The sequence below is a fragment of the Rhodoferax ferrireducens genome, from assembly GCF_049302455.1.
Classification (GTDB): domain Bacteria; phylum Pseudomonadota; class Gammaproteobacteria; order Burkholderiales; family Burkholderiaceae_C; genus Rhodoferax; species Rhodoferax ferrireducens_B.
Genome location: NZ_JBAQMD010000110.1, coordinates 1 through 24,045 on the forward strand (window position 1 = coordinate 1; position 24,045 = coordinate 24,045).

The 24,045-nt window shown below is 61.9% G+C and carries 22 protein-coding genes; 8 read left to right on the forward strand and 14 right to left on the reverse strand.

The features are described 5' to 3' along the window. Positions 1-95: 95 nt before the first annotated feature. The 8 genes from WA157_RS18065 to dcd all read right to left on the reverse strand — a co-directional run bounded on the left by WA157_RS18065 (position 96) and on the right by dcd (position 8,422). Positions 96-392: a hypothetical protein gene (locus tag WA157_RS18065; RefSeq protein ID WP_422622290.1), complete on the reverse strand. Its 297-nt coding sequence runs from the start codon at positions 390-392 to the stop codon at positions 96-98. A 196-nt stretch (positions 393-588) separates the two neighbouring features. Continuing rightward, complete coding sequence (locus WA157_RS18070; RefSeq protein ID WP_422622311.1) at positions 589-1,104, reverse strand: NADH-quinone oxidoreductase subunit B family protein; 516 nt, start codon at positions 1,102-1,104, stop codon at positions 589-591. Next, positions 1,104-2,663, reverse strand: a complete 1,560-nt coding sequence (locus WA157_RS18075; RefSeq protein WP_422622291.1) for an NADH-quinone oxidoreductase subunit C — start codon at positions 2,661-2,663, stop codon at positions 1,104-1,106. The genes WA157_RS18070 and WA157_RS18075 overlap by 1 nt, the downstream gene beginning before the upstream one ends. Positions 2,664-2,667: 4 nt before the next feature. Then, positions 2,668-4,122, reverse strand: coding sequence for a hydrogenase 4 subunit F (locus tag WA157_RS18080; protein WP_422622292.1), 1,455 nt, complete (start codon positions 4,120-4,122; stop codon positions 2,668-2,670). A gap of 2 nt (positions 4,123-4,124) precedes the next feature. After that, the gene (locus WA157_RS18085; protein ID WP_422622293.1) at positions 4,125-4,784 is read right to left on the reverse strand and encodes a formate hydrogenlyase; all 660 of its coding nucleotides are present in this window, start codon (positions 4,782-4,784) and stop codon (positions 4,125-4,127) included. Next, positions 4,781-5,731 (reverse strand): respiratory chain complex I subunit 1 family protein, encoded by a 951-nt coding sequence (locus WA157_RS18090; protein ID WP_422622294.1) that lies wholly within the window; start codon positions 5,729-5,731, stop codon positions 4,781-4,783. The genes WA157_RS18085 and WA157_RS18090 overlap by 4 nt, the downstream gene beginning before the upstream one ends. After that, a complete protein-coding gene (hyfB, locus tag WA157_RS18095; RefSeq protein ID WP_422622295.1) occupies positions 5,728-7,752 on the reverse strand; it encodes a hydrogenase 4 subunit B in 2,025 nt (674 codons plus the stop codon). The genes WA157_RS18090 and hyfB overlap by 4 nt, the downstream gene beginning before the upstream one ends. Before the next feature lie 100 nt (positions 7,753-7,852). Further along, a complete protein-coding gene (dcd, locus tag WA157_RS18100) occupies positions 7,853-8,422 on the reverse strand; it encodes a dCTP deaminase (protein WP_422622296.1) in 570 nt (189 codons plus the stop codon). A 147-nt stretch (positions 8,423-8,569) separates the two neighbouring features. On the opposite strand from dcd, the gene WA157_RS18105 reads away from it, so the two are divergent. After that, complete coding sequence (locus WA157_RS18105) at positions 8,570-8,968, forward strand: hypothetical protein (protein WP_422622297.1); 399 nt, start codon at positions 8,570-8,572, stop codon at positions 8,966-8,968. Between the two features lie 117 nt (positions 8,969-9,085). Here the strand turns inward: WA157_RS18105 and guaD are convergent, their stop codons facing one another. The 4 genes from guaD to WA157_RS18125 all read right to left on the reverse strand — a co-directional run bounded on the left by guaD (position 9,086) and on the right by WA157_RS18125 (position 13,676). Then, positions 9,086-10,423: a guanine deaminase gene (gene guaD / locus WA157_RS18110; RefSeq protein ID WP_422622298.1), complete on the reverse strand. Its 1,338-nt coding sequence runs from the start codon at positions 10,421-10,423 to the stop codon at positions 9,086-9,088. A 10-nt stretch (positions 10,424-10,433) separates the two neighbouring features. Continuing rightward, positions 10,434-11,525, reverse strand: coding sequence for a BMP family ABC transporter substrate-binding protein (locus WA157_RS18115; protein ID WP_422622299.1), 1,092 nt, complete (start codon positions 11,523-11,525; stop codon positions 10,434-10,436). A 109-nt stretch (positions 11,526-11,634) separates the two neighbouring features. Further along, positions 11,635-12,672 carry an adenosine deaminase gene (locus tag WA157_RS18120; RefSeq protein WP_422622300.1) on the reverse strand — a complete coding sequence of 346 codons (1,038 nt, stop codon included), beginning with the start codon at positions 12,670-12,672 and terminating at the stop codon, positions 11,635-11,637. Between the two features lie 5 nt (positions 12,673-12,677). Then, complete coding sequence (locus tag WA157_RS18125; protein ID WP_422622301.1) at positions 12,678-13,676, reverse strand: NAD-dependent epimerase/dehydratase family protein; 999 nt, start codon at positions 13,674-13,676, stop codon at positions 12,678-12,680. Positions 13,677-13,779: 103 nt separating this feature from the next. Between WA157_RS18125 and WA157_RS18130 the strand changes: the two genes are divergently transcribed. Together WA157_RS18130 and WA157_RS18135 are read left to right on the forward strand one after the other, a co-directional pair. Continuing rightward, complete coding sequence (locus WA157_RS18130) at positions 13,780-14,862, forward strand: CDP-6-deoxy-delta-3,4-glucoseen reductase (RefSeq protein WP_422622302.1); 1,083 nt, start codon at positions 13,780-13,782, stop codon at positions 14,860-14,862. 20 nt (positions 14,863-14,882) lie between these two features. Continuing rightward, positions 14,883-15,854 carry a Bug family tripartite tricarboxylate transporter substrate binding protein gene (locus WA157_RS18135; protein WP_422622303.1) on the forward strand — a complete coding sequence of 324 codons (972 nt, stop codon included), beginning with the start codon at positions 14,883-14,885 and terminating at the stop codon, positions 15,852-15,854. Here the strand turns inward: WA157_RS18135 and queG are convergent. Continuing rightward, positions 15,834-16,952, reverse strand: a complete 1,119-nt coding sequence (queG, locus tag WA157_RS18140) for a tRNA epoxyqueuosine(34) reductase QueG (protein ID WP_422622304.1) — start codon at positions 16,950-16,952, stop codon at positions 15,834-15,836. The genes WA157_RS18135 and queG overlap by 21 nt on opposite strands. Here queG and tsaE point away from each other — a divergent pair. From tsaE to WA157_RS18155, 3 genes are all read left to right on the forward strand, one after another. Further along, positions 16,932-17,483 carry a tRNA (adenosine(37)-N6)-threonylcarbamoyltransferase complex ATPase subunit type 1 TsaE gene (tsaE, locus tag WA157_RS18145; RefSeq protein ID WP_422622305.1) on the forward strand — a complete coding sequence of 184 codons (552 nt, stop codon included), beginning with the start codon at positions 16,932-16,934 and terminating at the stop codon, positions 17,481-17,483. The genes queG and tsaE overlap by 21 nt on opposite strands. Next, positions 17,480-18,904 (forward strand): N-acetylmuramoyl-L-alanine amidase, encoded by a 1,425-nt coding sequence (locus WA157_RS18150; protein WP_422622306.1) that lies wholly within the window; start codon positions 17,480-17,482, stop codon positions 18,902-18,904. Before tsaE ends, WA157_RS18150 begins: the two co-directional genes overlap by 4 nt. A 136-nt stretch (positions 18,905-19,040) precedes the next feature. After that, complete coding sequence (locus WA157_RS18155; protein WP_422622307.1) at positions 19,041-19,586, forward strand: hypothetical protein; 546 nt, start codon at positions 19,041-19,043, stop codon at positions 19,584-19,586. A gap of 34 nt (positions 19,587-19,620) precedes the next feature. Here the strand turns inward: WA157_RS18155 and WA157_RS18160 are convergent, their stop codons facing one another. Then, complete coding sequence (locus tag WA157_RS18160) at positions 19,621-20,268, reverse strand: VTT domain-containing protein (protein WP_422622308.1); 648 nt, start codon at positions 20,266-20,268, stop codon at positions 19,621-19,623. On the opposite strand from WA157_RS18160, the gene mutL reads away from it, so the two are divergent. Both mutL and WA157_RS18170 read left to right on the forward strand, forming a co-directional pair. Beyond that, the gene (gene mutL, locus WA157_RS18165; protein WP_422622309.1) at positions 20,267-22,291 is read left to right on the forward strand and encodes a DNA mismatch repair endonuclease MutL; all 2,025 of its coding nucleotides are present in this window, start codon (positions 20,267-20,269) and stop codon (positions 22,289-22,291) included. The two genes, WA157_RS18160 and mutL, sit on opposite strands and share 2 nt — an antisense overlap. 50 nt (positions 22,292-22,341) lie before the next feature. Next, entirely contained in the window at positions 22,342-23,781 is a 1,440-nt protein-coding gene (locus WA157_RS18170) for an MATE family efflux transporter (RefSeq protein ID WP_422622310.1), read from the forward strand. Positions 23,782-24,045: the final 264 nt, after the last annotated feature.

The following is a 24,045-nucleotide window of genomic DNA, read 5'->3' on the forward strand; positions in this document are numbered from 1 at the left end:
GTGTTTGGACAGCAACTTGACGTCTTTTTGCTTCACCCATTTGGTGACCTCGATAAATCCGTTGAAACTGGCTCCCAGTCTAGCTTGCAGCCGGTTTATGAGACGTCAACTGCCGGAAATAGGATCAACAGCACATTCACTACGATCGCACAACTCATGCCGTGATCTTCTAGAGCCCTTTCGCCAGCCGCGATAGCGTCAGCAGGTGACTTAGTGCTATGTGGCTCTAGTGCGCTGCCAAGCATTTGCAGAGCCATTTGGATACACAGCTTGGTGGACAGCTTGTCTTGTGGCGTGACTACGTCCATCACTGTTTTCTTGCCGCTTCGGTACCACGATATGGCCCCAATTGCGACCAGTACAGCGATCACCATCAACGTTGTCTGATCCATGCCAATCTCCTCCCATTTATGATTTTTTGAAGCCCATAGCCTTCACGTCTTTCGACGTTTCATTCGGTCAGAATGATAGCCGCGTAGACCCGGTGCCTGGATGACCGCTTCCGCTGCATACCTGCCGAAACCAGCCCCTTGAGTTTTTGCCTTCTCGCTCGACTTCAAACAACGCTCGCCAGCAGGGGGGGTCCGGCTACGCAACACGCCGACGCACCGCGCTCAGGATGCCGCGCAGTATCTCAATTGGTGGCGGCGGGCAACCCGGTATCACCCAATCGACCGGGATCACATTGGACACACGGCCGCAACTGGCATAACTCTCGCCAAAAATACCGCCGTCACAGCCGCAGTCACCCACCGCCACCACCAGCTTGGGCTCCGGAATGGCGTCAAACGTGCGTTTGAGCGCGGTGACCATGTTGCGTGACACCGGGCCGGTCACCAATAACATGTCGGCGTGGCGCGGGCTGGCGACAAACTTGATGCCCAGGCCCTCGATGTTGTAGTAGGGGTTGCCCAGTGCGTTGATTTCAAGCTCGCAACCATTGCACGAGCCTGCATCGACCAGGCGAATGGCGAGAGACTGACCCAGGATTTGAAGCACCTCAGCCTGAATCCGACTGATCTCATTGGTGACTGCAGCCCCGATATCGGGCGCGGGCTCGGTGCGAATACCATTCCTGGCAATTTGTTTGACGATTTTCCAAATCATAAATCGTGCCCGGAATAGCTGAGGTTGAACGACTTGTTGATGAGCGGAAAGTCGGGCACGATATTGCCCATGACGGCGTGCTCCAGCACCGGCCAGTTCTGCCAGGAGGGATCATGCAAATGGCAGCGTCGAATGCGCTGATCGCTGCTGGCACCGTTGAGCTCCAGCGCGACAAAAATCTCGCCCCGCCAGCCCTCCACCCAGCCCGCCCCGCGGCTGGCCTGCTCGGGCAAAACAATGTCCTGGCGCAAGGGGCCGGCTGGCAGACCCGCAAGAATTTGCCGGATCAGCCGCAGCGACTCAAACACTTCATCAAAGCGCACGATCACTCGGGCTGCCACATCGCCATTGCTGTGCGTGGCCATCTTGACCTGCAATACGTCATACGGCGCAGCCGCATGATCACAGCGCAAGTCCCACGCCTGCGCACTGGCCCGCCCGGCCAGACCGGTCAAGCCCAACTGGGCCGCCAGCGCCGGCGTGACCCGCCCGGTGGTCATGAAACGATCCTGCAAACCAGCATGCTCTTCGTAGATTGAACGCAAGGTCCGCACCTCGCGCTCCACGGCGTCGCATTGCCGGGTCAGTTGGTCAATATGGGCGCCATGAATGTCATGCGTCACACCGCCGGGCAGCAAGCAGTCCATCATCAAACGGTGGCCAAACATCTCCTTGGACAAGCGCAGCCAGTCTTCGCGCAGACGCGAAAACTGGGCCAAACCAAACGCGAAGGCGGCGTCGTTGCCCAAGGCCCCCAGATCACCCAGATGGTTGGCAACGCGTTCGCGCTCGAGCATCAAGGCGCGCATCCACAAGGCCCGGGGCGGCACCGCGCAGGCGCTGGCCGACTCCAAGGCCATGCAATAGCCCCAGGCGTAGGCGACGGTTGAGTCACCCGAGACCCGACCGGCCAGGCGATACGCCTGCAGCGGGTCCAACTGGGTCATGCGCTGCTCAATGCCCTTGTGCGTGTAGCCCAGGCGCTGCTCCAGGCGCAGCACTTTTTCACCGACCACCGAAAAGCGAAAATGCCCAGGCTCAATGATGCCGGCATGCACCGGACCGACCGCGATTTCATGCACGCCATCCCCTTCGACTCGCACGAACGGGTAATCGATCAAGACTTCCTCAGGAAATGAGGACGGCGCCTCGCCGGCGTGGCGCAGAGGAAAATAGTCGAAGGGCCAGGCACCGTGGTTCAGCCACGGACGCTGGTCTTTGCTGCCCTTGGTGCGAATACCCGACAAGTCGGCGGCGGCCCGCTGCATTCTGGCGGCGGCGGGGAAAAAAGGCAGCAGGTCAGGATAAGTCAGTTGCTCGCCGCCCTGTGGCAACTCCAGCCAGATCAAACCCTCCAGCACCACATAAGCGGCGCAGGCAAGCACCATTGACTCATCCGCCAGCCCTGCTGCGCCCCACATCGCCAGCAAGCGCCCGCCCCCCTCGCGCACGGCCGCAGCGGCGGCGCGCCACTCATCCACGGTGACCCGCGCGTGCCAGATCGGCACAGGTGCCAGCACGCATTGCAGCTCGACATCGAAGCCAGAAATCTTCATCAGCTCAGCCCCCCAACATCCGCGCGGCCTGGACGTACCAGGTATTGAGGTAAGGCGGAATGTACAAACCCAGCACCAAGCCCAGACTCAGGTGCACAAACACCGGCACCAAGGCCGGCGGATGCGGCAGGGCTTTAAGTGAGGTCTCGCCAAACACCATCGGCAACACCCGGATCATCATGGAGGCAAAGGCCACACCGAGCGACACAAACAAAAACGGCGCCGCCCAGGGCTGCTCACGCATGGCGGTGGTCAATATCAAAAACTCGCTGGCAAAAACGCCGAACGGCGGCATGCCCAGAATCGCCATCACGCCCAGAATCAAGCCCCAGCCGATGGTCGGATTCACCTTGATCAGGCCGCGAATCTCGCTCATGACCTGCGTACCGGCTTTTTGGGTGGCGTGCCCCACCGCAAAGAAGATCGCCGACTTGATGAGGGAATGCACCGTCATGTGCAACAAACCGGCAAAGTTGGCCACCGGCCCGCCCATGCCAAAGGCAAAAGTGATCAAGCCCATGTGCTCGATCGACGAATAGGAAAACATGCGTTTGACATCTTTTTGCCGTGACAGGAAGAAGGTCGCCACCACCACCGACAGCAGGCCAAAGCCCATCATGAGCTGGCCCGCCAGGGGTCGCATCAAGGCCCCGTCGGTCAGCACTTTGCAGCGCAACAGGGCATACATGGCCACATTGAGCAGCAAGCCCGACAGCACGGCCGAGACCGGCGTCGGGCCTTCGGCATGCGCATCGGGCAACCAGCTGTGCAAGGGCACCATGCCGACCTTGGTGCCATAGCCGATCAAAAGAAAAGCAAACGCCAGGGTGATGATGGAGGGGTCCAACTGGCCCTTGATCGCATCCAGATTGGTCCACAACAGCGTGGCCCCTTCCGGGCCGAGCACTTTTTCTGCCGCCATGTACAGCAAGACCGTGCCAAACAGGGCCTGTGCAATGCCCACGCCACACAGAATAAAGTACTTCCAGGCCGCCTCCAGACTCGCAGCCGTGCGGTACACGCTGACCAGCAGCACCGTGGTCAAGGTCGCCGCCTCCATGGCCACCCACAGGATGCCCAGGTTATTGGTGGTAAAGCCCAGCAGCATGGTGAAGCTGAACAACTGGTACATGCTGTGGTACAGCCGCATGCGCGGCGGCGTCATCTTGCCGTGGTCTTGCTCAATGCGCATGTAAGGCCGGGAAAATATCGCCGTCGTCATCCCGACAAAGGCGGTCAGCGTGACCAGGAACACATTGAGCGGATCGATGAAAAATTGGTCATGCCAGACCAGAATCGGGCCGTCCGCGACGATCTCTGCTGTCAGCACGCAGGCCGCCAGGAAGGTGCCCAGGCTGAAGACGACGTTGATGTCGCGGGCGTACGGCCGGTGCCCGATCAGCGCCAGCACCGCACCGCCCAGCAAGGGGAAACCCAGGACAAAAAACAGGGTGGACACGGTCAGTCTTCCTTGAGCGTTTCGAGGTTGTGGATGTCCAGGCTGTCGAATTTCTCGCGAATCTGGAACATGAACACCCCCAAAATCAGCACGCCCACCAGCACATCAAGCGCAATGCCAAACTCGACAATCATCGGCATGCCGTTGGTGACCGCGGTGGCGGCAAAAATCAGGCCGTTTTCCATCGATAGAAAGCCGATCACCTGCGGCACCGCCTTGGAGCGGGTGATCATCATCAAGAACGAAAGCAGCACACAGGCCAGCGCAATACCGAGCGAGCCGCCCGCCATGGATGACGATAGACGCGAGATCGGCAAGGCCAGGCTGAAGGAAAAAATCACCAGCGCAATGCCGACCAGCATGGTGGTTGGGATGTTGATCAGGGTGTCGACATCCCAGCGCACATTGAGCTTGCGGATGACCCGGTGCAGCATCCAGGGAATAAAAATGACTTTGAGCAGCAGGGTCAGGGCCCCCGAAACGTAAAGGTCAGGTTGATGCGTGACATAACCGAGCAACATCGACGCTGCCACCAGGGCGGCGCCCTGGATGGTGAACAGATTAATCAGGGAGACGATGCGCCGCTGCGAGATCATGGCAAACGACAGCATCAGAATCAGCGTTGCAAACAGGTTGATCAACTGGGGCGCTAACTTGATCATCGGACCCCCAGCAAGATGTTGACCAGCAGGCCGATCACGGCCAATAAAAAGGCAGTGCCCAGAAACTCCGGCACGCGAAAGATCCGCATCTTGGCGCTCAAGGTCTCGATCAGGGCCATCAAGACACCCCCCACCGCCAACTTGATGACGAGCACTGGCAGCGCCAGCAACAGCGCCAGTGGCGCATGGGCCTCGGCCACGCCCCAGGGAAAAAACAGCGCCAAACCGATGCAGGAATAGGCAAACAGTTTCAGGCTGGCCGCCCATTCGAGCAGCGCCAGGTGGCGCCCGGAATACTCCAGAATCATGGACTCGTGAATCATGGTGAGTTCCAGATGCGTGTCCGGGTTGTCCACCGGCACCCGGGCGTTCTCGGCCAGCGACACCATGGTGAACGCCACCCCGGCCACCAGCAGGCTGGGGTAGATGGCCAGCTCCCGATGCGCCAGCGTCTCGACAATGGTGGTGAGCGAGGTCGAGCGCGAAATCATGGAGGCACAAAAAAGCACCATCAGCAAGGCCGGCTCGGCCAGAAAACCGACCAGCATTTCCCGACGCGCACCGAGCGAACCAAATGCCGTGCCGACATCCATCGCCGCCAGGGACATAAAAACCCGCGCCAGGGCAAACAAGCCCACCAGCGCAATGGCGTCAGCAGCCGGTGACAGGGGCAGGTCGGTTGACAAAGTCGGGATGATGGCACTGGCCAGCAGCATGCAGCCGAAGACAATGTAGGGGGCCATGCGAAACAGGGGCGAAGCGTGCTCGGCCAGCACCGATTCCTTGTTGAACAGCTTGTGCAAAACGCGGTACGGCTGCAACAGATTCGGCGCCGACTTGTTCTGCAACCGGGCCCGCCATTGGTTGACCCAACCGGTCAGGAGAGGCGCCAGTACCAGCGCCATCACAATCGCCATCAATTGAGACAGGAGACCGAGCCAGCTCATTGTTTCACCACCAGCAGCACCACGATCAAGGTCAAAAAGCTGTACATCAGATAGACCGCGATGCGCCCTTGCTGCAACAGTCCAATCACTTTCGAGATGCGCTCAACCAGTCTGGCTATCGGCAGGTACAGCCAATACCAGAGCGGATCTTCGACTGTCACCCGGTAACGTGGCTGCTCATCGAAGGGCGAAGGCAGTTCGCGTTTCATGCGAAACATGGGCTCGAAAATCTGCCGGATCGGTTGCCCAAATCCTTCTGCCGTGTCCTGCATGCGGGCGTCTTGCCACGGATAGCCGCAGTCCCAGGCAGGCGCGCGCCGAATACGGCCGCTGTAAAAGCGGCGTACCAGCAAATAGGTCAAGGCAAAGAAGAACATCACACCGAGCAGAAAGATCGCCGGCGCATAACTGGCGCGCTCGATGCTCACGGGCACCAGCAGCCAGCCGCTGGCCGCCACCATCTTGGCCAGACCCGCCGACACCAACAACTGGGTGACAGGATCAATCAGGGCAATGACCTGGTTCGGAAAAAGCCCCAGCACCACACAGCCCGCCGTGAGCCAAAGCATACCCACGCGCTCCCAGGTGCCGGCGTCGTGCGCGCCCGAGAGTTTCTCCTCACGCGGCTGGCCCAGGAAGATGACGCCAAAGTACTTGACCATGGTGTAACCCGACAGCGCGGCAATCAGCGCAATCAAGGCCGCCAGCACCGGCACCAGCATATTGAGGACCGAGCTCGGCAAGCCGGAGGTGAACAAGAAGCTTTGCAGCAGCAACCACTCCGCAACAAAACCACCAAACGGCGGCAGACCGGCACAGGCCAGGACACCAATCAGGGTCGGCCAGGCGACCCAGGGCATGTAGCGCATCAGGCCACCCAATTTACCCAGGCTGCGCTCGCCGGTGGCGTGCAAGACGGCACCGGTGCTGCAGAACAACAGGCTCTTGAAAAACGCGTGGCTGAGCAGGTGATACAAGGCCGCCGTCAGAGCCAGGGCGGCCAGGGCGTGCATGCCATAGCTTGAGAACAACAGCGACAAGCCGAAACCGGCGCAGATCAAACCGATGTTTTCAATCGAGGAATAAGCCAGCAGACGCTTCATTTCCACCTGCACGGTGGAGAAAACAACGCCGAACAACGCCGTCGACAAGCCAATCGCCATCAACAGCACACCCCACCACCAGATTTTCGTTTGCAGCAAGTCAAACGACACCCGCAGGATGCCATACAGGGCAATTTTGAGCATCACGCCGCTCATCAAGGCCGAGAAAGGGGAAGGCGCCGCCGGGTGCGCCTCGGGCAACCAGGCGTGCAGCGGCAAAATGCCGGCCTTGGCGCCAAAGCCAAACACAGCCAGCACAAACGCCACCGAGCCCCAGAACGGCGACAGGTGCTGGGCCCGCATGTTGGCGAAGGTGTAGTCACCGGTGTTGGCCTGCAACACACCAAAACACAGCAAAATGCCCAAGGCGCCGATGTGGGCCACCAGCATGTAGAGATAGCCCGCAAAGCGGATTTCAGGAATGCGGTGGTTGGCGATGACCAGAAAAAACGAGGAAAAGGCCATGGTCTCCCAGACCACCATGAAGGCGTAGGCGTCGTCCGCGATCACCACCATGGCGATGCTGGCCAGAAAGATATGGTATTCAAGACAGATCAAGCCAGGCGGCGTGCCTTCACCCTGGCGAAAATAACCGGCGGCAAAGGCCGACACTCCGGCGCCGACCCCGCCGATGACGATCAGGAAGAAGGCCGACAGACTGTCCAGCCGCAAATGAAAGGGCAACTGCGGCAAACCGATCGGCAACACGGCCACCTCGGGAACACTGAACGCGGCGCTGAGGCCCACACCCAGCAACAGCAAAGCGACAAGCCCGCCCGCCGGAAACAGCACCACAGCCACCAGCCTGAAACGCCGCAGCGCAAACACACCCAGTACACCAATCAAGAGCCAGGCAACCACCACCACCAACACCCAGTCCAGATGGACCCAAGACAAGGGGTGAAAGAAAGCGTTCATGGCGCGTTAGTCAGGAAAACAGGTCGAATGCATAGGTTGCCAATGGTACTCGCTGAAATTCCGCTTATAGCGCCTGCCGCAAGCGCCCGATGCGCCGACCTCAAGCTCGGGGCAGCGTCACGCCAACTTGTCCCTGGTATTTGCCGCCACGGTCTTTGTACGAGGTCTCGCACTCCTCATCGCTCTCGAAAAACAGCACTTGCGCGCAGCCCTCGCCGGCGTAAATCTTGGCCGGCAAGGGGGTGGTGTTGCTGAATTCAAGCGTAACGTAACCTTCCCATTCGGGCTCAAAAGGCGTGACGTTGACGATGATGCCGCAGCGCGCGTAAGTGCTTTTGCCCAGGCAGATGGTGAGCACATTGCGCGGGATGCGAAAGTACTCCATGGTGCGCGCCAGCGCGAAGCTGTTGGGCGGGATGATGCAACTGTCGCCATGAAAATCGACAAAGCTTTTTTCGTCGAAGTTCTTCGGGTCCACCACGGTGCTGTGGATGTTGGTGAAAACCTTGAATTCGGGTGCGCAGCGGATGTCATAGCCGTAGCTGCTGGTGCCATAGCTGACGATTTTGTTGCCATTGGCATCCTGGCGGACTTGGCCGGGCTCAAAGGGTTCAATCATGCCGTGCTGCTGCGCCATGCGGCGGATCCATTTATCGCTTTTGATCGTCATGGGAATGAGGCTCCTGAGTTGGGCCAGATTGTAAGCGTGACACCTGCTATCAATTAAGGTGAATTGACGTAATGGGGTCGCGGGCTGGAGGCCTGTTTCTTTGCGAATCCTCAAGAACTTCGCCACCGCGTGACGCGATGATGAAACATGCGCAAAGCGATCAAATCGACTGGTGTCGAGCACAAGGCTGCACGAGGCAAAGCCGTCGCGCGAAAAAGGTATGTCTGCCGATTGCCGCTTGAACTGGCATCCCGGCTGGAGGCCCTGCGCGAGGCGTATCCGGGCAAGAAGCGAAGTGAACTTCTGGAGGATCTGCTGCGCCTGGGGCTGGCCGAGGTCGAGCGTGCCTGGGCGGGCGCCACAGCTTCAGAGGCGGCATTTCATCCAGACACCCGGCAGCCGATCTACCTGCCGACGGGACCATTCGCAGAATTTCACAGCCTTGTTCACAAGCATCATCTGGCCTTGGAGCATGAGTTTGCCAAAGATGATGATCCACAAGCCTCGTACCCGGTTGATGACTACGTGCTGGACGCCAACGAGTAGCGAACAGCCCAGGCCAAGCGCTGGCGTCACCGGGGCCGGACCGGTCCGGGGCCAGAAATAAATTCAAAATCAATAGCTACAAACCCAATAAAGACGGGGGCTAGAGGCCAAAAATGCTTAAAGATTTTGAGAGATAACCGTCTTTTCCACCAGACGGTCATCGCCCAGCACGATCATGGCAAACAGTAGCTCATCGAGACTGTTGGCGCTCGCGGTCCGGCGCGCCAGCAAAAGCGTGGCCTGCGGGTTCAAGACCACAAAATCGGCTTCGCAACCGGGCTGCAGATTGCCTACGGCTGGCGCACCGTGTCGGCCGTCCAGCCCCAGCGCCTGCGCTGCGCCCAAGGTGTGTTGCCACCACAAATGTTGCGGCGCCAGCGACAAACCCGCTTTGGTCTGCCCTTCGCGGCCCACGTAGTAAGCCGCCAGCATGGTGTGAAACGGACTGAAACTGGTGCCCCCGCCCACATCGCTGGCCAGGCCGTAGGAGAAGCCGGCCCGGTCGGCCGCTGCATAGTCAAAAAAGCCGCTGCCCAGAAACAGATTGCTGGTCGGGCAGACCGCGGCGCCGGCGCCAGTGTCGCGCATCAGGGCGCGATCCATCTCATCGAGGTGCAGGCAGTGAGCGTAAATTGCGCGCGGACGCATCAGGCCGAAATCGGCATAGGTGCTCAGGTAGCTGCGCGAGGCGGGAAACAGCGCGCGCGCCCATTTGATTTCATCGGGGTTCTCCGCCACATGCGATTGAATCCAGACCCCGGGGTATTTGGCCGCCAACACACCGGCCCCGCGCAATTGGGCCGCTGAACAACTGGGCGCAAAACGCGGTGTGATGGCATAACCCAGACGGCCCCTGCCATGCCATTTTTGCAGCAAGGCCTCGGAGTCGATCAGGCTTTGCTCGGTCGCGTCCAGCGTCCCGTCGGGCGCGGCGCGGTTGAGCAGCTCGGCCGGGGCATGGCGGTCCATCAGGCACAGCCCGGTGATCAGGCGCAGACGCTGATGGAGCGCCTCGGTGAACAGTGCGTCGACCGATTCGGCGTGTGCGGTGGCAAACGCCAGCGCCGTCGTGACGCCGTTGCGCAACAGTTCTGCTATGAAAAATGTAGCTTCTTGTGCACTGTATTCGGGGGCTGAGAAGCGTTTTTCCTCGGGAAATGTGTACTTTTCCAACCATGGCAACAAACCATCGGCGGGTGAGCCGATGACCTTGGTCTGCGGGAAGTGGATGTGCAGGTCCACAAAGCCGGGGGCGATGATGCGCCCCGGCAGGTGCTCCAGTTCGATGGCGAGGAACTTGTCCTTCAGATCGCGGTACGGACCCACCGCCTGCACCACCTGCATGCCAGCGCCATTGGGACCCACGACCAGCAGACCGTCTTCTTCGAAGACAGCCGCGTGGCATGGCTCGCGCTCAGGGGCGAAACGCAGAATGGCGGCGCGGTAGGCTTTCATGGCGCTTGCATCAAGGCAGCTTGCCCTGCACCCCTTGCACCAGCCAGTTCATCGTGAGAATCTGCTCATCCGTCAGTGTCTGTCCTTTGGCGATGACTTCCTGGCCCTCATTGTCCCGCACCGCCTGACTGGCATAAAACGGGTGCAACTTGCCTGCGGCCATGTCTTTTTGGCGCGCCAGTACTTCTTGCTGTACCGCTTTCGGCACTTTCGAGCCAAAGCCCTCGACCTTGATCATGCCCTCACGCACGCCACCCCACACGCCACCGCTCTTCCAGCTGCCATTGAGCACCGCTTGCGCGCGCCGGGTGTAGTACGGGCCCCATTGGTGGGTGACGGCGACGATCTGCGCGTCGGGAGCCATTTTTCGCATGTCCGAGTGATAGCCCACGGCCAGTTTGCCGCGCTCCTGCGCTGCCACCATGACGGCCGATGAACCGGTGTGAAAAGCAATCACATCGACGTTCTGGTTGAACAGCGTCATGGCGGCGTCGCGCTCGCGGCTGGGGTCAAACCAGGTATTGAGCCACACGACTTTGACTTCTGCCTTCGGGTCCACGGAGCGCATGCCCAAGGTGAAGGCGTTGATGCCCTGCAACACTTCGGGAATCGCAAAGCCAGCCACGTAACCGGCCACATGGCTGGTCGTCATGCGCCCGGCGGCAATGCCGGCCAGGTAGCGGCCCTCGTAGTAGCGCGCGTTGGCCACCGCCACGTTGGGCGCGGTCTTGTAACCGGTGATGGATTCGAACTTGACGTCCGGGAACTCCTGCGCCACCTTGAGCGTGGGCTCCATGTAACCAAAGCTGGGCGTGAAAATCAGCTTGTGGCCCTTGGCGGCGAGGTCGCGGATCACACGCTCGGCATCCGGCCCTTCGGCCACGTTTTCAACATAGGTGGTTTTGACCTTGGCGCCCAGTGCAGCCTCAACGGCCCGGCGCCCCTCGTCGTGCTGGCGCACCCAGCCGGTGTCCAGCAGCGGGGCCACATACACGAAGCCAATTTTGAGCGGTTCCTTGGCGGCAAGCGGCGCGGCAGTTTGCGAAAAAACGGGAGAAATAAAACAGGCGGCCGCGAGCGCGGCGACGAGGTTTTTATACATGGTAGTCCTCTACATGGCTCCGAAACATAAAAGCAAGGCCCGTCGGAGCAGCGGGCCTTGTCTGTGATTTTAACGTCGCGCGGGGCGTCGCGAATCGGAGTCAACCCTGCTATTCAAAAGTCTCGAATGCGCCCGCCAATCGATCAAAGTACTGCCGCTTGAGCCTGTCGTCAATGAAACTCGCCTCAAAACTGTTGTGCGCCAACTGGTAGGCGTGCTGGGCCGTCAGCCCCAGCGCGGCAAAGGTCTGGGTGAAGTTCTGGTTGATGTAGCCGCCAAAATAGGACGGGTCATCCGAGTTGACCGTCGCCACGATACCGGCGTCCAGCAGGCGCCCCAAATTGTGCGCCGCCAGGGTGGGGAAGACACGCAGCTTCAGGTTGGAGAGCGGGCACACGGTAAGCGCAATGCGGTCCCTGGCCAGACGCGCCATCAGCAACGGGTCTTTGACGGCTTGCACGCCGTGGTCGATACGCTCCACCTTGAGAACATCGAGCGCACTCCAGATATAAGCGGGCGGGCCCTCCTCGCCCGCATGGGCCACCAGCCGCAGGCCCAGCTCGCGGGCGCGGGCAAACACGCGGGCAAACTTTTCCGGCGGATGACCCATTTCACTCGACGCCAGGCCCACCCCCACCAATTTGTCAAGATGAGGCAGGGCCTGCTCCAGGCACTCAAACGCCTCTTGCTCACTCAGGTGGCGCAAGAAACAGAGAATCAACGAGGCATTCATGTCAAATTCGACACGCGCATCAACGCAGGCACGGTACAGGCCGTTGATGACCACGTCCGCGCTCACGCCGTGAGCCGTATGCGTCTGGGGGTCGAAAAATATCTCGGCATGCAGCACGTTGTCGGCCGCAGCGCGGGCCAGATAAGCATGCGTCATGTCATAGAAATCCTGCTCGGTGCGCAGCACCAGCGTGCCCGCGTGGTAGATGTCCAGAAAGCTCTGCAGGTTGTCAAATACATAGGCCGCCCGCAGGGACGCCACATCCGGATAGGCGATGGACACGCCGTTGCGCTGGGCCAAGGCAAACATCAGCTCCGGCTCCAGCGATCCTTCAATGTGGATGTGCAACTCGGCCTTCGGGATGGTGCGCAGCAGCTCGGGCAGGCGCTCTTGGGGAACCGGTTTGATGGTCATGATGCTCACGCTACCTTTCGCGACGACGCCGCGCTGTGTTGATTTTCAAGATTGGCACCAGGTGCCCGCGCCAGCAAACCGTCGGCCACCGTCGGGTAGCGCAACGCCAGCCGCAATTCACGCTTCAGGCGTGTGTTGTCCATGCGGCGCGACTCGCTCATAAAACTCAGCAGCATCAAGGACAAGTGCGCGCTGGCCGTGCTTCTGGGCACGCGCGGCGGGCGCGCCAAGCCATACAGGTCGGCAGCCAGATCAAAGTAGTCGCCCATCTTGAGGCAGGTGTCATCGTTCACGTTGTAAATGCGTTGCGCTTGAGCGCGCCACAGCGCCGCCACGCAGGCGCGGGCCAGATCGTCGGCATGGATGTGGTTGGTATAGACATCATCGGCGGCCTGCAGCACCGGCGTACCTTTGATCAGCCGCGCCTGCGGCGTGCCGTTCAAGCGGTCGGGTGCGTAGATGCCGGGAATGCGCAAAATGCTGCTGCGCACGCCGCTGGCGCGGCCAAAAAAGCGCATGGTGTTCTCGGCATCAATTCTCCTCCTGGCCCTTGCTGTATCTGCATGAGTAGCTCTTGTTTCAATAGCAATTTCACCGTGGCAGTCGCCATACACGCCGCTGGTGGAGGCATACACCAGGGCGTCCGGTCGACTGCGCAGGCACAAGGCACGGGTCAAGGCCAGGCTGCGTGAATCAGTCCAGCCTTCATCGGGCGGCGGCGCCAGATGCAGCACCCGATGCGCCAGTCCGCCCAGGCGGCGCAGCGACGCGGGCGCATCCAGGTTGCCAGCTAAGGGCGTGATGCCTCGCTGACGCAGTTCAGCGGTGCGCTCCACGCTGGAGGTGAGCGCCAGCAGCCGCACCCGGGCGGGCAGCGCCTGCGCCACGCGCAGGCCGATATCGCCACAGCCGACGATCAACACCCGCAGACGGCGGAAACGGGCCGGCAAGGCGCCGGGGCGGGTCGCGTACAGGCTGCGGGCGGGGCTTGGATTTGAAGGCAAAATCGGGGTACTCACGTATTAAGGACGGTGCTTGTTGCGACGCAGCAGCGGTCCGTCCCGCAAAATATCAACCCTACAACTCTACCCCAAGGACATACCCCCCATGACGCGCAGCGCAACCCGGGCTCCGGGCTTTCACATCACGGTTCAACCCAGCGGCCGCGCCTTCACCACCGAGACGGACGAGACGATTTTGGCGGCCGGGATTCGCGCCGGTGTCGGCCTGCCCTATGGCTGCCAGGATGGCGCCTGCGGCTCTTGCAAGTGCAAAAAGCTCGAAGGCATCGTGGTGCATGGCGCGCACCAGAGCAAGGCACTGAGCGACGAGGAAGAGGCCCAGGGCTGGGTCCTGACCTGTTGCGCCGTGGCCCACAGCGATGTGCTGCTGGAGTCGCGCCAGGTCACGCGGGAAAACGCCTTGCCCATCAAGAAGATGCCCACCCGCGTCAGTGCCATGGAAAAGCTGTCGCCGGATGTGATGCGCCTGCAATTGCAGTTGCCCGCCAGCGAGCCGTTCAACTACCACGCCGGCCAGTATGTTGAATTTCTTTTGCGCGATGGCGTGCGCCGCAGCTATTCCATCGCCAATGCGCCGCACACGCCGGCAGCCCCCGACGGCAAGCCCGGCGCGCTGGAGCTGCACATTCGCCACATGCCGGGCGGCCAATTTACCGACCATGTGTTTGCTGCCATGAAAGAGAAAGACATCCTGCGCATCGAGGGCCCGTATGGCAGCTTCTACTTGCGTGAAGACAGCAGCAAACCGATCGTGCTGCTGGCCGCGGGCACCGGGTTTGCGCCCGTCAAGGCCTTGATAGAACAGCTCCAGTTCACGGGCAGCACGCGCCCCGTGACGCTGTACTGGGGCGGTCGGCGCCCGGCTGACCTGTACCTGGACGCCTGGGTCAGAGCCAAACTGGCTCAAATGCCGAACCTGCGCTACGTGCCGGTGGTGTCGAACGCGCTGCCCGAAGACAGCTGGTTGGGGCGCACCGGTTTTGTCCATCTGGCCGTGTTGCAGGACATACCGGACCTGTCTGGCTACCAGGTCTATGCCAGCGGCGCCCCCATCGTGGTGGACTCGGCCCACGCCGCCTACACGCAGGCGGGCCTGCCGTCAGACGAGTTTTATGCCGACGCGTTCATCACCGAGGCCGACAAGGCCCGGGATGTCGCAACCATCTAACATTCACACGAGGTACTCCCATGCATTACAAATCACTCCTTCTCACTGTCCTCACCCTTCTCGCCACCGCCACGGCGCCGGTCGTGCAGGCCCAGAGCAAACCCATTCGTCTGATCGTGCCCTACGCCGCGGGCGGCCCGCTGGACGTGACAGCGCGGGTGCTGGCCGAGGCCGTCAAGGACAGCCTGGGCACCGTCATCGTCGACAACAAGCCCGGTGCGGGCGGCAACATCGGCGCTGACGCCGTTGCCAAGGCCGCCCCCGACGGGCTGACCATCGGCATCGCCGCCACCGCCACCCATGCAGTGAACCCCTGGCTTTTTGCCAAGATGCCTTTTAACGCGGCCACCGACTTTGCCCCCATTACCCAAATGGTGCGCGTCCCCAATGTCTTGGTCATGAACGCCGACACCGCCCGGCGCCTGAAAATCAGCAGCGCCAGCGACCTGATTGCCTACGCCCGTGCCAACCCGGCCAAACTCAACTATGGCAGCGGCGGCAACGGCAGCGCCGGTCATCTGGCCGGTGAAATGTTCAAGAAAGAGGCTGGCATCTTTGCCGTGCACATTCCCTACAACGGCGGCAACCCGGCGCAGTTGGCCCTGCTCGGCGGCCAGGTCGATTTCAATATCGACAACCTCGCCACAGCGGCCCCCAACATTCGCTCCGGCAAGCTTATTGCACTGGCAGTGACCACGCCAACCCGCGTTGCCGCCCTGCCCGACACACCACCGCTGGCCGACACCCTCAAGGGGTTTTCCATTGACACCTGGTGGGGTTTGGTGGCACCGGCCGGCACGCCCAAAGAGACCATCACACGGCTCAATCAGGCTTTTGTTGCCGCGCTGAACGCACCCGCGACCAAATCCCGTTTTGCAACCCTGCTGGCCGAACCCGCGCCCAGCACACCAGAAGAATTTGGCGCCTTGATGCAAAAGGAACGCGCCAAGTATGAAAAACTGGTGAAGATGTCAGGCGCCCGGGTCGATTGACGGGGGGACCGCCAGTCGACTTTCCAGGGCCCAGGCCACGTGTTCCCGAACCAGTGCGCTCGGGTGCTCGGCGCGCGCCGCCAGCGCCTGCACCAGTTCTGCCGCCGGGGCCGCGCGTAACGCATTGCCCAGGGCCACCGCAATATTGCGCAGCCAGCGCTCATGACCGATACGCCGGATCGGGCTGCCTTCGGTGAGACGCAAAAAATCTTCTTCCGTCCAGGCAAACAGGGTCACCAGCTGACTGCCGCCCAAGCCGGGGCGCTCATCAAAATCGGGCAAGGCACTGCGCTGCGCGAACTTGTTCCAGGGGCAGATCAGCTGGCAGTCGTCACAACCGTAAATGCGGTTGCCGATCAAGGGGCGCAGCGCCAAAGGGATCGGCCCCGCATGCTCAATGGTGAGGTAAGAGATGCAGCGCCGGGCGTCGAGTTGCTGCGGCGCCACAATGGCCTGCGTCGGACAGACCTCGATACAGGTCGAGCAGCTGCCGCAATGGTCCGTCACCGGCGCGCTGGTCGGCAAGGCCAGATCGACATAAATTTCACCCAGGAAAAACATCGATCCCGCTTCGCGGCTGAGCACCAGCGTGTGTTTGCCGCGCCAGCCCTGGCCACTGCGCGCGGCCAGCTCAGCCTCCAGCACCGGTGCTGAATCGGTGAAGACACGATGACCAAACGGTCCCATCTCCAGGGCGATGCGCTCGCTCAACTGTTGCAGGCGCTTACGCAATACCTTGTGGTAGTCCCGCCCCCTGGCGTAGACTGACACGATGCCCTCGCTCGGTCGCGTCAGCCGGTCAAACTCGATGGCCTGCCACCCGGGCTTTGTGGCGGCAGGCAGATAGTCCATGCGCACCGTAATGACACTCACGGTGCCGGGCACCAACTCGGCGGGGCGGGCGCGCTTGAGACCGTGTGCTGCCATGTAGGCCATGTCACCATGAAAACCACGCGCCAACCAGGTCGATAATCCCTGTTCAGATGAAGACAAATCCACACCGGCCACACCAATTTGGGAGAATCCCAGCTCCCGGGCCCAGGCCTGAATTTTGGAGACCCATTGACTGGCCTCGGTATGAATATTGAAGTTGGTCACCGCCCGATTGTAAAAAGCCTGCTGTGGCCGAACGAGAACGCCACGCGGGACTTCGCCACAGCGCTGGCCAGCGCGCCGGCCCTGCGCAACGCTTTCATCGAATTGCAGGGTGATCTGGGTGCTGGCAAGACCACGCTGGTGCGCCACCTGTTGCGCGCCCTGGGGGTGCCGGGCCGGGTCAAAAGCCCCACCTATGCCGTGGTGGAACCCTACGAGCTGGCTGACCTCAACTTGAATGTCTGGCATTTCGACTTCTACCGTTTCAGCGACCCGCGTGAGTGGGAAGATGCCGGTTTCAGGGATATTTTCGCTAGCAGCGGTCTCAAGCTGGCCGAATGGCCGCAGAAAGCGGCTGGCTTTCTGCCCCGCGCCGATTTGATCATTCACCTGGAAGCCGTGACCGAGGCGTCGCGACAAGTGACCCTGACCGCGCAGACCGCGCTGGGCCTGGCCTTGCTGCAGGCCGTCAGCCGCGACCCATCGGTACCCGGAAGACAGGGCGCGCAAGACCTGCCCCGGGACCCGCCATGAAACGGCGCAGCCTGTTGCAGTCCGGCGCCCTCGTGCTGTTGCTGGGCACACAGCACCTGGCCCGGGGAGCCACCATCCTGGCGGTGCGGGTGTGGCCGGCGCCCGACTACTCGCGCGTCACCATCGAGTCCGACACGGCCCTCAAGGTCAAACAGTTTTTTATCGCCAACCCGCCGCGCCTGGCGGTGGACATCGAGGGCATCGACCTCAACCCGGCGCTCAAGGAGCTGGTGGCCAAGGTGCGCAGCGACGACCCCAATATTGCGGGCATTCGGGCCGGACAAAACGCGCCGGGCACGGTGCGTCTGGTGCTGGACCTGAAGCAGCCCATAGCCCCTCAGGTCTTCACGCTGACGCCGGTCGCCGCCTACCAGCACCGGCTGGTGTTCGATTTGTACCCCACCCAGGTGAGTGACCCGCTGGAGGCGCTGATTGCCGATCGGATCAAAGACCAGGCGCGGGCAAGCCCCAGCCCTGCCACCCCCACCACGGGTGATCCTTTGGGTGAACTGATCGCCCAGCGCAGCCAGCGACCCCCTCTCAAGCTGGGCGGCCCGGATTCAATCCTGAACTCAGCCAACGCCAAAATTGCTAGCAATTCAGTAGCAAATAGCGACCTATCCACGGGGGCTAGAGGCCAAAAAGGCATCAATAATTTCGGCACGGACAGCGCGCCGGTCCAGTCGTTGGGCGTTACCGACCGCTTGATCATCATTGCCCTGGACCCCGGCCATGGGGGTGAAGACCCCGGCGCCATCGGCCCCGGCGGCACGCGCGAAAAAGATGTGGTGTTGCGCCTGGCGCACCGATTGCGCGATCGCATCAATGCCACCGTCATCAAGGGCAACACCATGCGCGCCTACCTCACGCGCGACGCCGACTTCTTTGTGCCGCTGCATGTGCGGGTACAAAAGGCGCGCCAGGTCCAGGCGGACCTGTTTGTCAGCCTGCATGCCGACGCCTTCTTCACCCCGCATCCGCAGGGCGCCAGCGTGTTCGCCCTGAGCCAGGGCGGCGCCTCCAGCAGTGCGGCGCGCTGGATGGCAGCGAAGGAAAACAAGGCCGACCAGATTGGTGGCTTGAATATCAAGGCCCGGGACGCGCAGGTGAAGCGGGCCCTGTTTGACATGAGCACCACGGCCCAGATCAGCGACAGCCTGAAGCTCGGCAGCGCCATGCTGGGCGAGATCGGCCGAGTTGGCAAGCTGCACAAAGCCCGGGTCGAGCAAGCCGGCTTTGCCGTGCTGAAAGCGCCCGACATCCCCAGTGTGCTGGTGGAGGCTGCTTTTATCAGCAACCCGGAAGAAGAGATCAAGCTCAACAGCGAGGCCTACCAGGAGCAGTTGGCCAGCGCGCTGATGCGCGGCATTGAAGGCTACTTCTCCAAAAATCCGCCGCTGGCCCGAAATCGTTCGGTTTAAGTCAGAGCCAGACAGCCGGGGTTGACGGCGCTGCGGCAACGGTAGATACCCTAATTGCGCCAAGCCAGGCAGGCACACCAGAATCACGCCTTATTGACTTGGGTGCTGTCGCCGACATTGCCCCAAAAAAATTACCATGACTGCTGCTGCCCTCGATCTCATCCATGCCGTGTTTGCCAAGACCACCCTTGGTCAACAGGAGATCCAGTCCCGTGCACTGGGCTTGGGGCCGCTGCCACGGCGGCTGCTGGTGCTCGTTGACGGAAAACGCAGCGGCCAGGAACTCGCCGTCTTCGCGGCGGGCCAGGACATCGAAGCATTGCTCACCCAATTGATGGAGAACGGCTGCATCGAGGCACAAGCGCCGATCAATGCGCTGTCAGCGCCCGAGGCCGCTGCCGCGGCGACTCAACCGGCCCCAGGCGCCGGCGTGGCCAAGCTACCCCCGGCCGAGTCGCGCAGTCCGAAAGATATCGAGATGGCGCGCAACTTCATGACCAATACCACCAACACGGTCTTCGCCCAGAACACGCGCCTGACCCTGCTCGAAGCCCTGCTGGCCTGCAAGACAAGCCAGGACCTGCGCCGGGTTTACCCGTCCTGGGTCGAAACCATGAGCTCCAGCCTGATTGGCAGCAAGCGCCTGCCCGAATTTCGCGAGAAGCTGTTCAAGGTGCTTTAGGGAGCAGCCAGCCCTCTTGTCCGGGGTGTGCGGCTCAGACTTGCCCTGCCTTGCGCCGCGACTTCCACGCGCCAAACAGGATCACCAGCCCGGGAATCAGAATCATGGCCCAGATGATCTTGTCCAGATTCGCCTTCACAAACGGAATATTGCCAAAGAAATAGCCGATGGTGATGATGCCAACAACCCAGAGCGTGCCGCCCGTCACATCAAAAAAGGTGAAGCGGGTCCGGGTCATCTTCGCCACTCCCGCCACAAAAGGCGCAAAAGTGCGCACAAAGGGCATGAAGCGCGCTGCCACGAGGGTGATGCCACCGTAGCGCTCGTAAAAATCATGCGCCCGGTCAAAAGCGGCTTTATTGAACAGCCGGGAGTCCTCCCACTTGAACACCCGCGGCCCAAAGTAGCGCCCCAGCGCGTAGTTGGACTGGTTGCCCAGCACGGCCGCCGCCAGCAACAGGCCCACCGACAGCGGGTAACTCATCAGCCCGACACCACACATGGCGCCCACCACAAACAAGAGCGAGTCGCCGGGCAGAAAGGGCATCACGACGACACCGGTCTCGACAAAGATCACCAAAAACAACAGCGCATACACCCACAGGCCGTAGCTGCGCACAAAAGCCTCCAGGTACTTGTCAACGTGGAGAATGAAGTCAAAGAGAAAGGTAATGATTTCCATGGGGCTGGATTATCCCCGCCACCTAAAATACATCCCTGTGAACACCGCCCTATCCCTCTCCCCCCGCCAGCCTATCCGCGAACTGCCCGACGAGCTGATCAGCCAGATTGCCGCCGGTGAGGTGGTGGAGCGGCCCGCCTCGGTGGTGCGTGAGTTGGTGGACAACGCGCTCGACGCCGGCGCCACGCAGGTCACGGTGCGGCTGCTGGCCGGCGGCGTACGCCTGATTGCGGTGGAAGACGACGGCGCGGGTATCCTGCGCGAAGAACTGCCGATGGCTTTCAAGCGCCACGCCACCAGCAAGATCAGCAGCCTGACTGATCTGGAGTCAGTGGGCACCATGGGCTTTCGCGGCGAGGCACTGGCAGCTATTAATTCAATAGCTGACTGCGCCATACTATCAAGGGCCAGCGGCCAAAACAATGCCTATTTGCTGGATGGCGGCAGCGGCGAGCTGCAGCCGGTGGCGCGCGGCACCGGCACCACGGTGGAGGTGAAGGAGCTGTTCTTCAGCACCCCGGCGCGGCGCAAATTCCTGAAAACCGACGCCACCGAGTTGGCGCACTGCGTCGAGGCGGTGCGCCGCCACGCCCTGGCGCGCCCCGATGTGGGCTTCGCCATCTGGCACGAGGGCAAACTGGTGGAGCAGTGGCGCCGTTGCGAGGGCCGCGGCCCTGCCCTGGCCGCGCTGGAGCAGCGCCTGGCCGATGTGCTGGGTGCAGAGTTTGTGGCGCGCTCGGTGTGGGTCGATTTTGAAACCAGCGCCAGTCCGGGCCGCAGCGACAGCACACCAAGCATCCGGGTTTGGGGCCGGGCCGGTATTCCGGATGCCGCACGCGCGCGCGCTGACCAGCAGTTTGCTTACGTCAACGGCCGCTTTGTGCGCGACAGGGTTCTGTCGCATGCCGCCCGCAGCGCCTACGACGACGTGCTGCACGGCCAGCGCCAGCCGGTGTTTGCGCTGTATGTCGAGATTGATCCGACCCGCGTCGATGTCAACGTGCACCCGACCAAGATTGAGGTGCGCTTCAGGGACAGCCGCGAGGTGCATCAGGCCGTGCGCCACGCGGTGGAAGACGCGCTGGCAGCGCCGCGTGTGGGCAGCGCCACCTCCTTGGGCACAACCGCCGGGCAGAGCGCTGCCGCCGCCAATGCAGGCCTTGCCCCTGAGCCCTCCGTTCCGACTGTTTATATACAAAATCAGCCTTTAGCCCCCGTCCCCTATGACCAAGTAGCTATCAATTTTGAAGTGCAAGCCGGTCACCGGGTGAGCGACCTGGGCGCACTCTGGCAACCGGGTGGGTCCGCGCCAGCGGGCCAGCACAACAACCAAGCCCTGGCTGCGCCCTTGGCCACACCGCCCGCTGCACCCTTGCCCGGCGGCGACTGGCCCTTGGGGCGCGCACTGGCGCAATTGCAAGGCATCTACATACTGGCCGAGAACGCGCAAGGGCTGATCATTGTCGACATGCACGCCGCCCACGAGCGCATCGTTTATGAGCGGCTGAAAGCGCAGTGGCATGAGCGAGGCAGCGCTGACGATGCCACGTCAGGCTGGGTCGGCTCGTCGGCCACCCGGCCCGGCTTGGCCAGCCAACCGCTGCTGATTGCGGCCACGTTTGCCGCCACGCCGAGCGAAGTCGCCACCGCCGAGGCGCACGCCGACACCCTGCAAACCTTGGGTCTGGAGATCACCCCGTTTTCCGCGAAAACGCTGGCGGTACGCGCCGTGCCCACCACGCTGGCCCAGGGCGACGCGGTCGAACTGGCGCGCGGCGTGCTGGCCGAACTGGCCCAGCATGAAGCCAGCACCGTCATCGAGCGGGCGCAAAACGAGTTGCTCTCCAGCATGGCCTGTCACGGTGCGGTGCGCGCCAACCGTCGGCTGACACTGGAAGAAATGAACGCACTGCTGCGCCAGATGGAAGCCACCGAGCGCAGCGACCAGTGCAACCACGGCCGCCCGACCTGGCGCCAATTCAAACTGAGCGAACTCGACGCCTTGTTCCTGCGCGGGCGTTGAGCCCGCCAGACCCACCCGAGCGACGGCGTCCAGCCCTTCATTCCTGACCCATGCCTTCCATCTCCTCCTTGCGGCGCCTGTCAGCGCCGGCGCCGCGCGCCCGCATCGGAAGCGAGGCTGGCGCCTTGTGGCAGCTGGCGTGGCCGATCCTGATCGGGCAACTGGCCAACGTCGGCATGTCGGTAGTGGAGGTGGCCATGGCCGGGCACGCCTCGGCCAACGATCTGGCCGGGGTGGCACTGGGCGTGTCGATCTGGAACATGGTCATCATCACCCTCATGGGTGTCATGATGGCGGTCAATCCCATGGTGGCCCACCTGGTGGGAGCGCGTGAATTCAGCCAGGTGCCGCATGTGGTGCGCCAAGCGCTGTGGCAAGCCCTGGGTGTGGGCTTGGTTGCCGTGCTGCTGGCGAACTTGGCAGGCAGCGTGTTTGACCATCTGGCGCTGCAGGCGCAGGTGCGCGACCTGGCGAAAGACTTTGTGGTGATCACCAGCCTGGCCTTGCCCGCCTTTGCGGCCTACCGCGTGCTGTACGGCTACAGCGTCAGCCTGAACCAGACCAAACCCGTGATGGTGATTGCGCTGGGCGCGCTCTTACTCAACGTGGTGGTGAACTGGCTGCTGGTATTCGGCAAGCTGGGCTTGCCCCGGCTGGGTGGCCTGGGCTGCGCCTGGGCCACCTTGGTCTGCGTCTGGTTCAACCTGCTGGCCCTGCTGTGGTGGATGCGCCGCGCCAGCGCCTACCGCAGCACCTGGCCGTTCGCGCGCTTCGAGTGGCCGCACTGGCCGCAAGTGCGCAGCCTGCTGCACCTGGGCTTGCCCATAGGTATCACTTATTTTGCCGAGACCAGCGCCTTCAGCCTGATTGCCTTGCTGATCGCCAGGTTTGGCAGCACGGAGATGGCAGCGCACCAGATTGCCCTGAATTTTTCTTCCCTGGTATTCATGCTGCCGCTGAGTGTGGGGCTGGCGCTTTTGACCCGGGTCGGCCAGTCGCTGGGCGCGGGCGAGGCGCACGCGGCGCGCTTTCGCGCCTGGGTGGGCGTGGCCATGGCGCTCGGGTTTGCCGTGCTGTCAGCCACCGGCATGGCGGTGTTCAGCACGCAAATTGCCGCCGCCTACACCAGCGATGAAGCGGTGGCTGGGACGGCGGCGCAACTGCTGTTTTTGGCTGCCCTCTTTCAGCTCTCGGATGCCACGCAGGTCGCCACCAGCTGCGCCATTCGCGGCTACAAGGTCACGCGCGCGCCGATGCTGATCCAGCTCACCGCCTTCTGGGTGTTTTCACTGCCGCTGGGTTATGCGCTGGGGCTGGCGCCAAAGTGGCTGCCGTGGGCGCCGGCCGAGCCGATGGCAGCAAGAGGCTTCTGGATCGCGCTCGTGGTGGGTTTGACGGTGGCAGCCTTGGGCTTGAGCGCCCTGCTGCGCTTCGTGGCGCGCCAGCACTTGCCGCCAGATCAGCCCATCGCCCTACCGGCGACGAGTTGACTGGCGGTCATGAAGCCAGGGTGTAGTCGTTGGACGTGAATCTAACCCGCGTGCAAGTTTCGCAGTGAGCCTATTTTTGAATTCTCTTTGAGTACTGCAGCGCATGCCGGCCAATCGCCCTCCGCGCACATTTGTGGCGTTTTCATTATTTATGCGTTGTATTCCCCCCCTTGTATGCTGATAACAGGGAGGTTGGAGCAAGTTAATGAAATTTGTTTTGGGGAGTTATTCACAGCCTGTTGCCCCTCTGAGTTCGCAATTCGT

What these genes read in the sequence shown, in the direction of transcription:
- WA157_RS18085 (WP_422622293.1), bottom strand. Translation starts at nt 4,784, where the DNA reads ATGATCAAGTTAGCGCCCCAGTTGATCAACCTGTTTGCAACGCTGATT.
- WA157_RS18155 (WP_422622307.1), top strand. Translation starts at nt 19,041, where the DNA reads ATGACTGCTGCTGCCCTCGATCTCATCCATGCCGTGTTTGCCAAGACC.
- WA157_RS18115 (WP_422622299.1), bottom strand. Translation starts at nt 11,525, where the DNA reads ATGTATAAAAACCTCGTCGCCGCGCTCGCGGCCGCCTGTTTTATTTCT.
- guaD (WP_422622298.1), bottom strand. Translation starts at nt 10,423, where the DNA reads ATGAAAGCCTACCGCGCCGCCATTCTGCGTTTCGCCCCTGAGCGCGAG.
- WA157_RS18150 (WP_422622306.1), top strand. Translation starts at nt 17,480, where the DNA reads ATGAAACGGCGCAGCCTGTTGCAGTCCGGCGCCCTCGTGCTGTTGCTG.
- WA157_RS18170 (WP_422622310.1), top strand. Translation starts at nt 22,342, where the DNA reads ATGCCTTCCATCTCCTCCTTGCGGCGCCTGTCAGCGCCGGCGCCGCGC.
- WA157_RS18065 (WP_422622290.1), bottom strand. Translation starts at nt 392, where the DNA reads ATGGATCAGACAACGTTGATGGTGATCGCTGTACTGGTCGCAATTGGG.
- WA157_RS18160 (WP_422622308.1), bottom strand. Translation starts at nt 20,268, where the DNA reads ATGGAAATCATTACCTTTCTCTTTGACTTCATTCTCCACGTTGACAAG.
- WA157_RS18105 (WP_422622297.1), top strand. Translation starts at nt 8,570, where the DNA reads ATGCGCAAAGCGATCAAATCGACTGGTGTCGAGCACAAGGCTGCACGA.
- WA157_RS18075 (WP_422622291.1), bottom strand. Translation starts at nt 2,663, where the DNA reads ATGAAGATTTCTGGCTTCGATGTCGAGCTGCAATGCGTGCTGGCACCT.
- mutL (WP_422622309.1), top strand. Translation starts at nt 20,267, where the DNA reads ATGGGGCTGGATTATCCCCGCCACCTAAAATACATCCCTGTGAACACC.
- dcd (WP_422622296.1), bottom strand. Translation starts at nt 8,422, where the DNA reads ATGACGATCAAAAGCGATAAATGGATCCGCCGCATGGCGCAGCAGCAC.
- tsaE (WP_422622305.1), top strand. Translation starts at nt 16,932, where the DNA reads ATGAATATTGAAGTTGGTCACCGCCCGATTGTAAAAAGCCTGCTGTGG.
- WA157_RS18135 (WP_422622303.1), top strand. Translation starts at nt 14,883, where the DNA reads ATGCATTACAAATCACTCCTTCTCACTGTCCTCACCCTTCTCGCCACC.
- hyfB (WP_422622295.1), bottom strand. Translation starts at nt 7,752, where the DNA reads ATGAACGCTTTCTTTCACCCCTTGTCTTGGGTCCATCTGGACTGGGTG.
- WA157_RS18120 (WP_422622300.1), bottom strand. Translation starts at nt 12,672, where the DNA reads ATGACCATCAAACCGGTTCCCCAAGAGCGCCTGCCCGAGCTGCTGCGC.
- WA157_RS18090 (WP_422622294.1), bottom strand. Translation starts at nt 5,731, where the DNA reads ATGAGCTGGCTCGGTCTCCTGTCTCAATTGATGGCGATTGTGATGGCG.
- WA157_RS18130 (WP_422622302.1), top strand. Translation starts at nt 13,780, where the DNA reads ATGACGCGCAGCGCAACCCGGGCTCCGGGCTTTCACATCACGGTTCAA.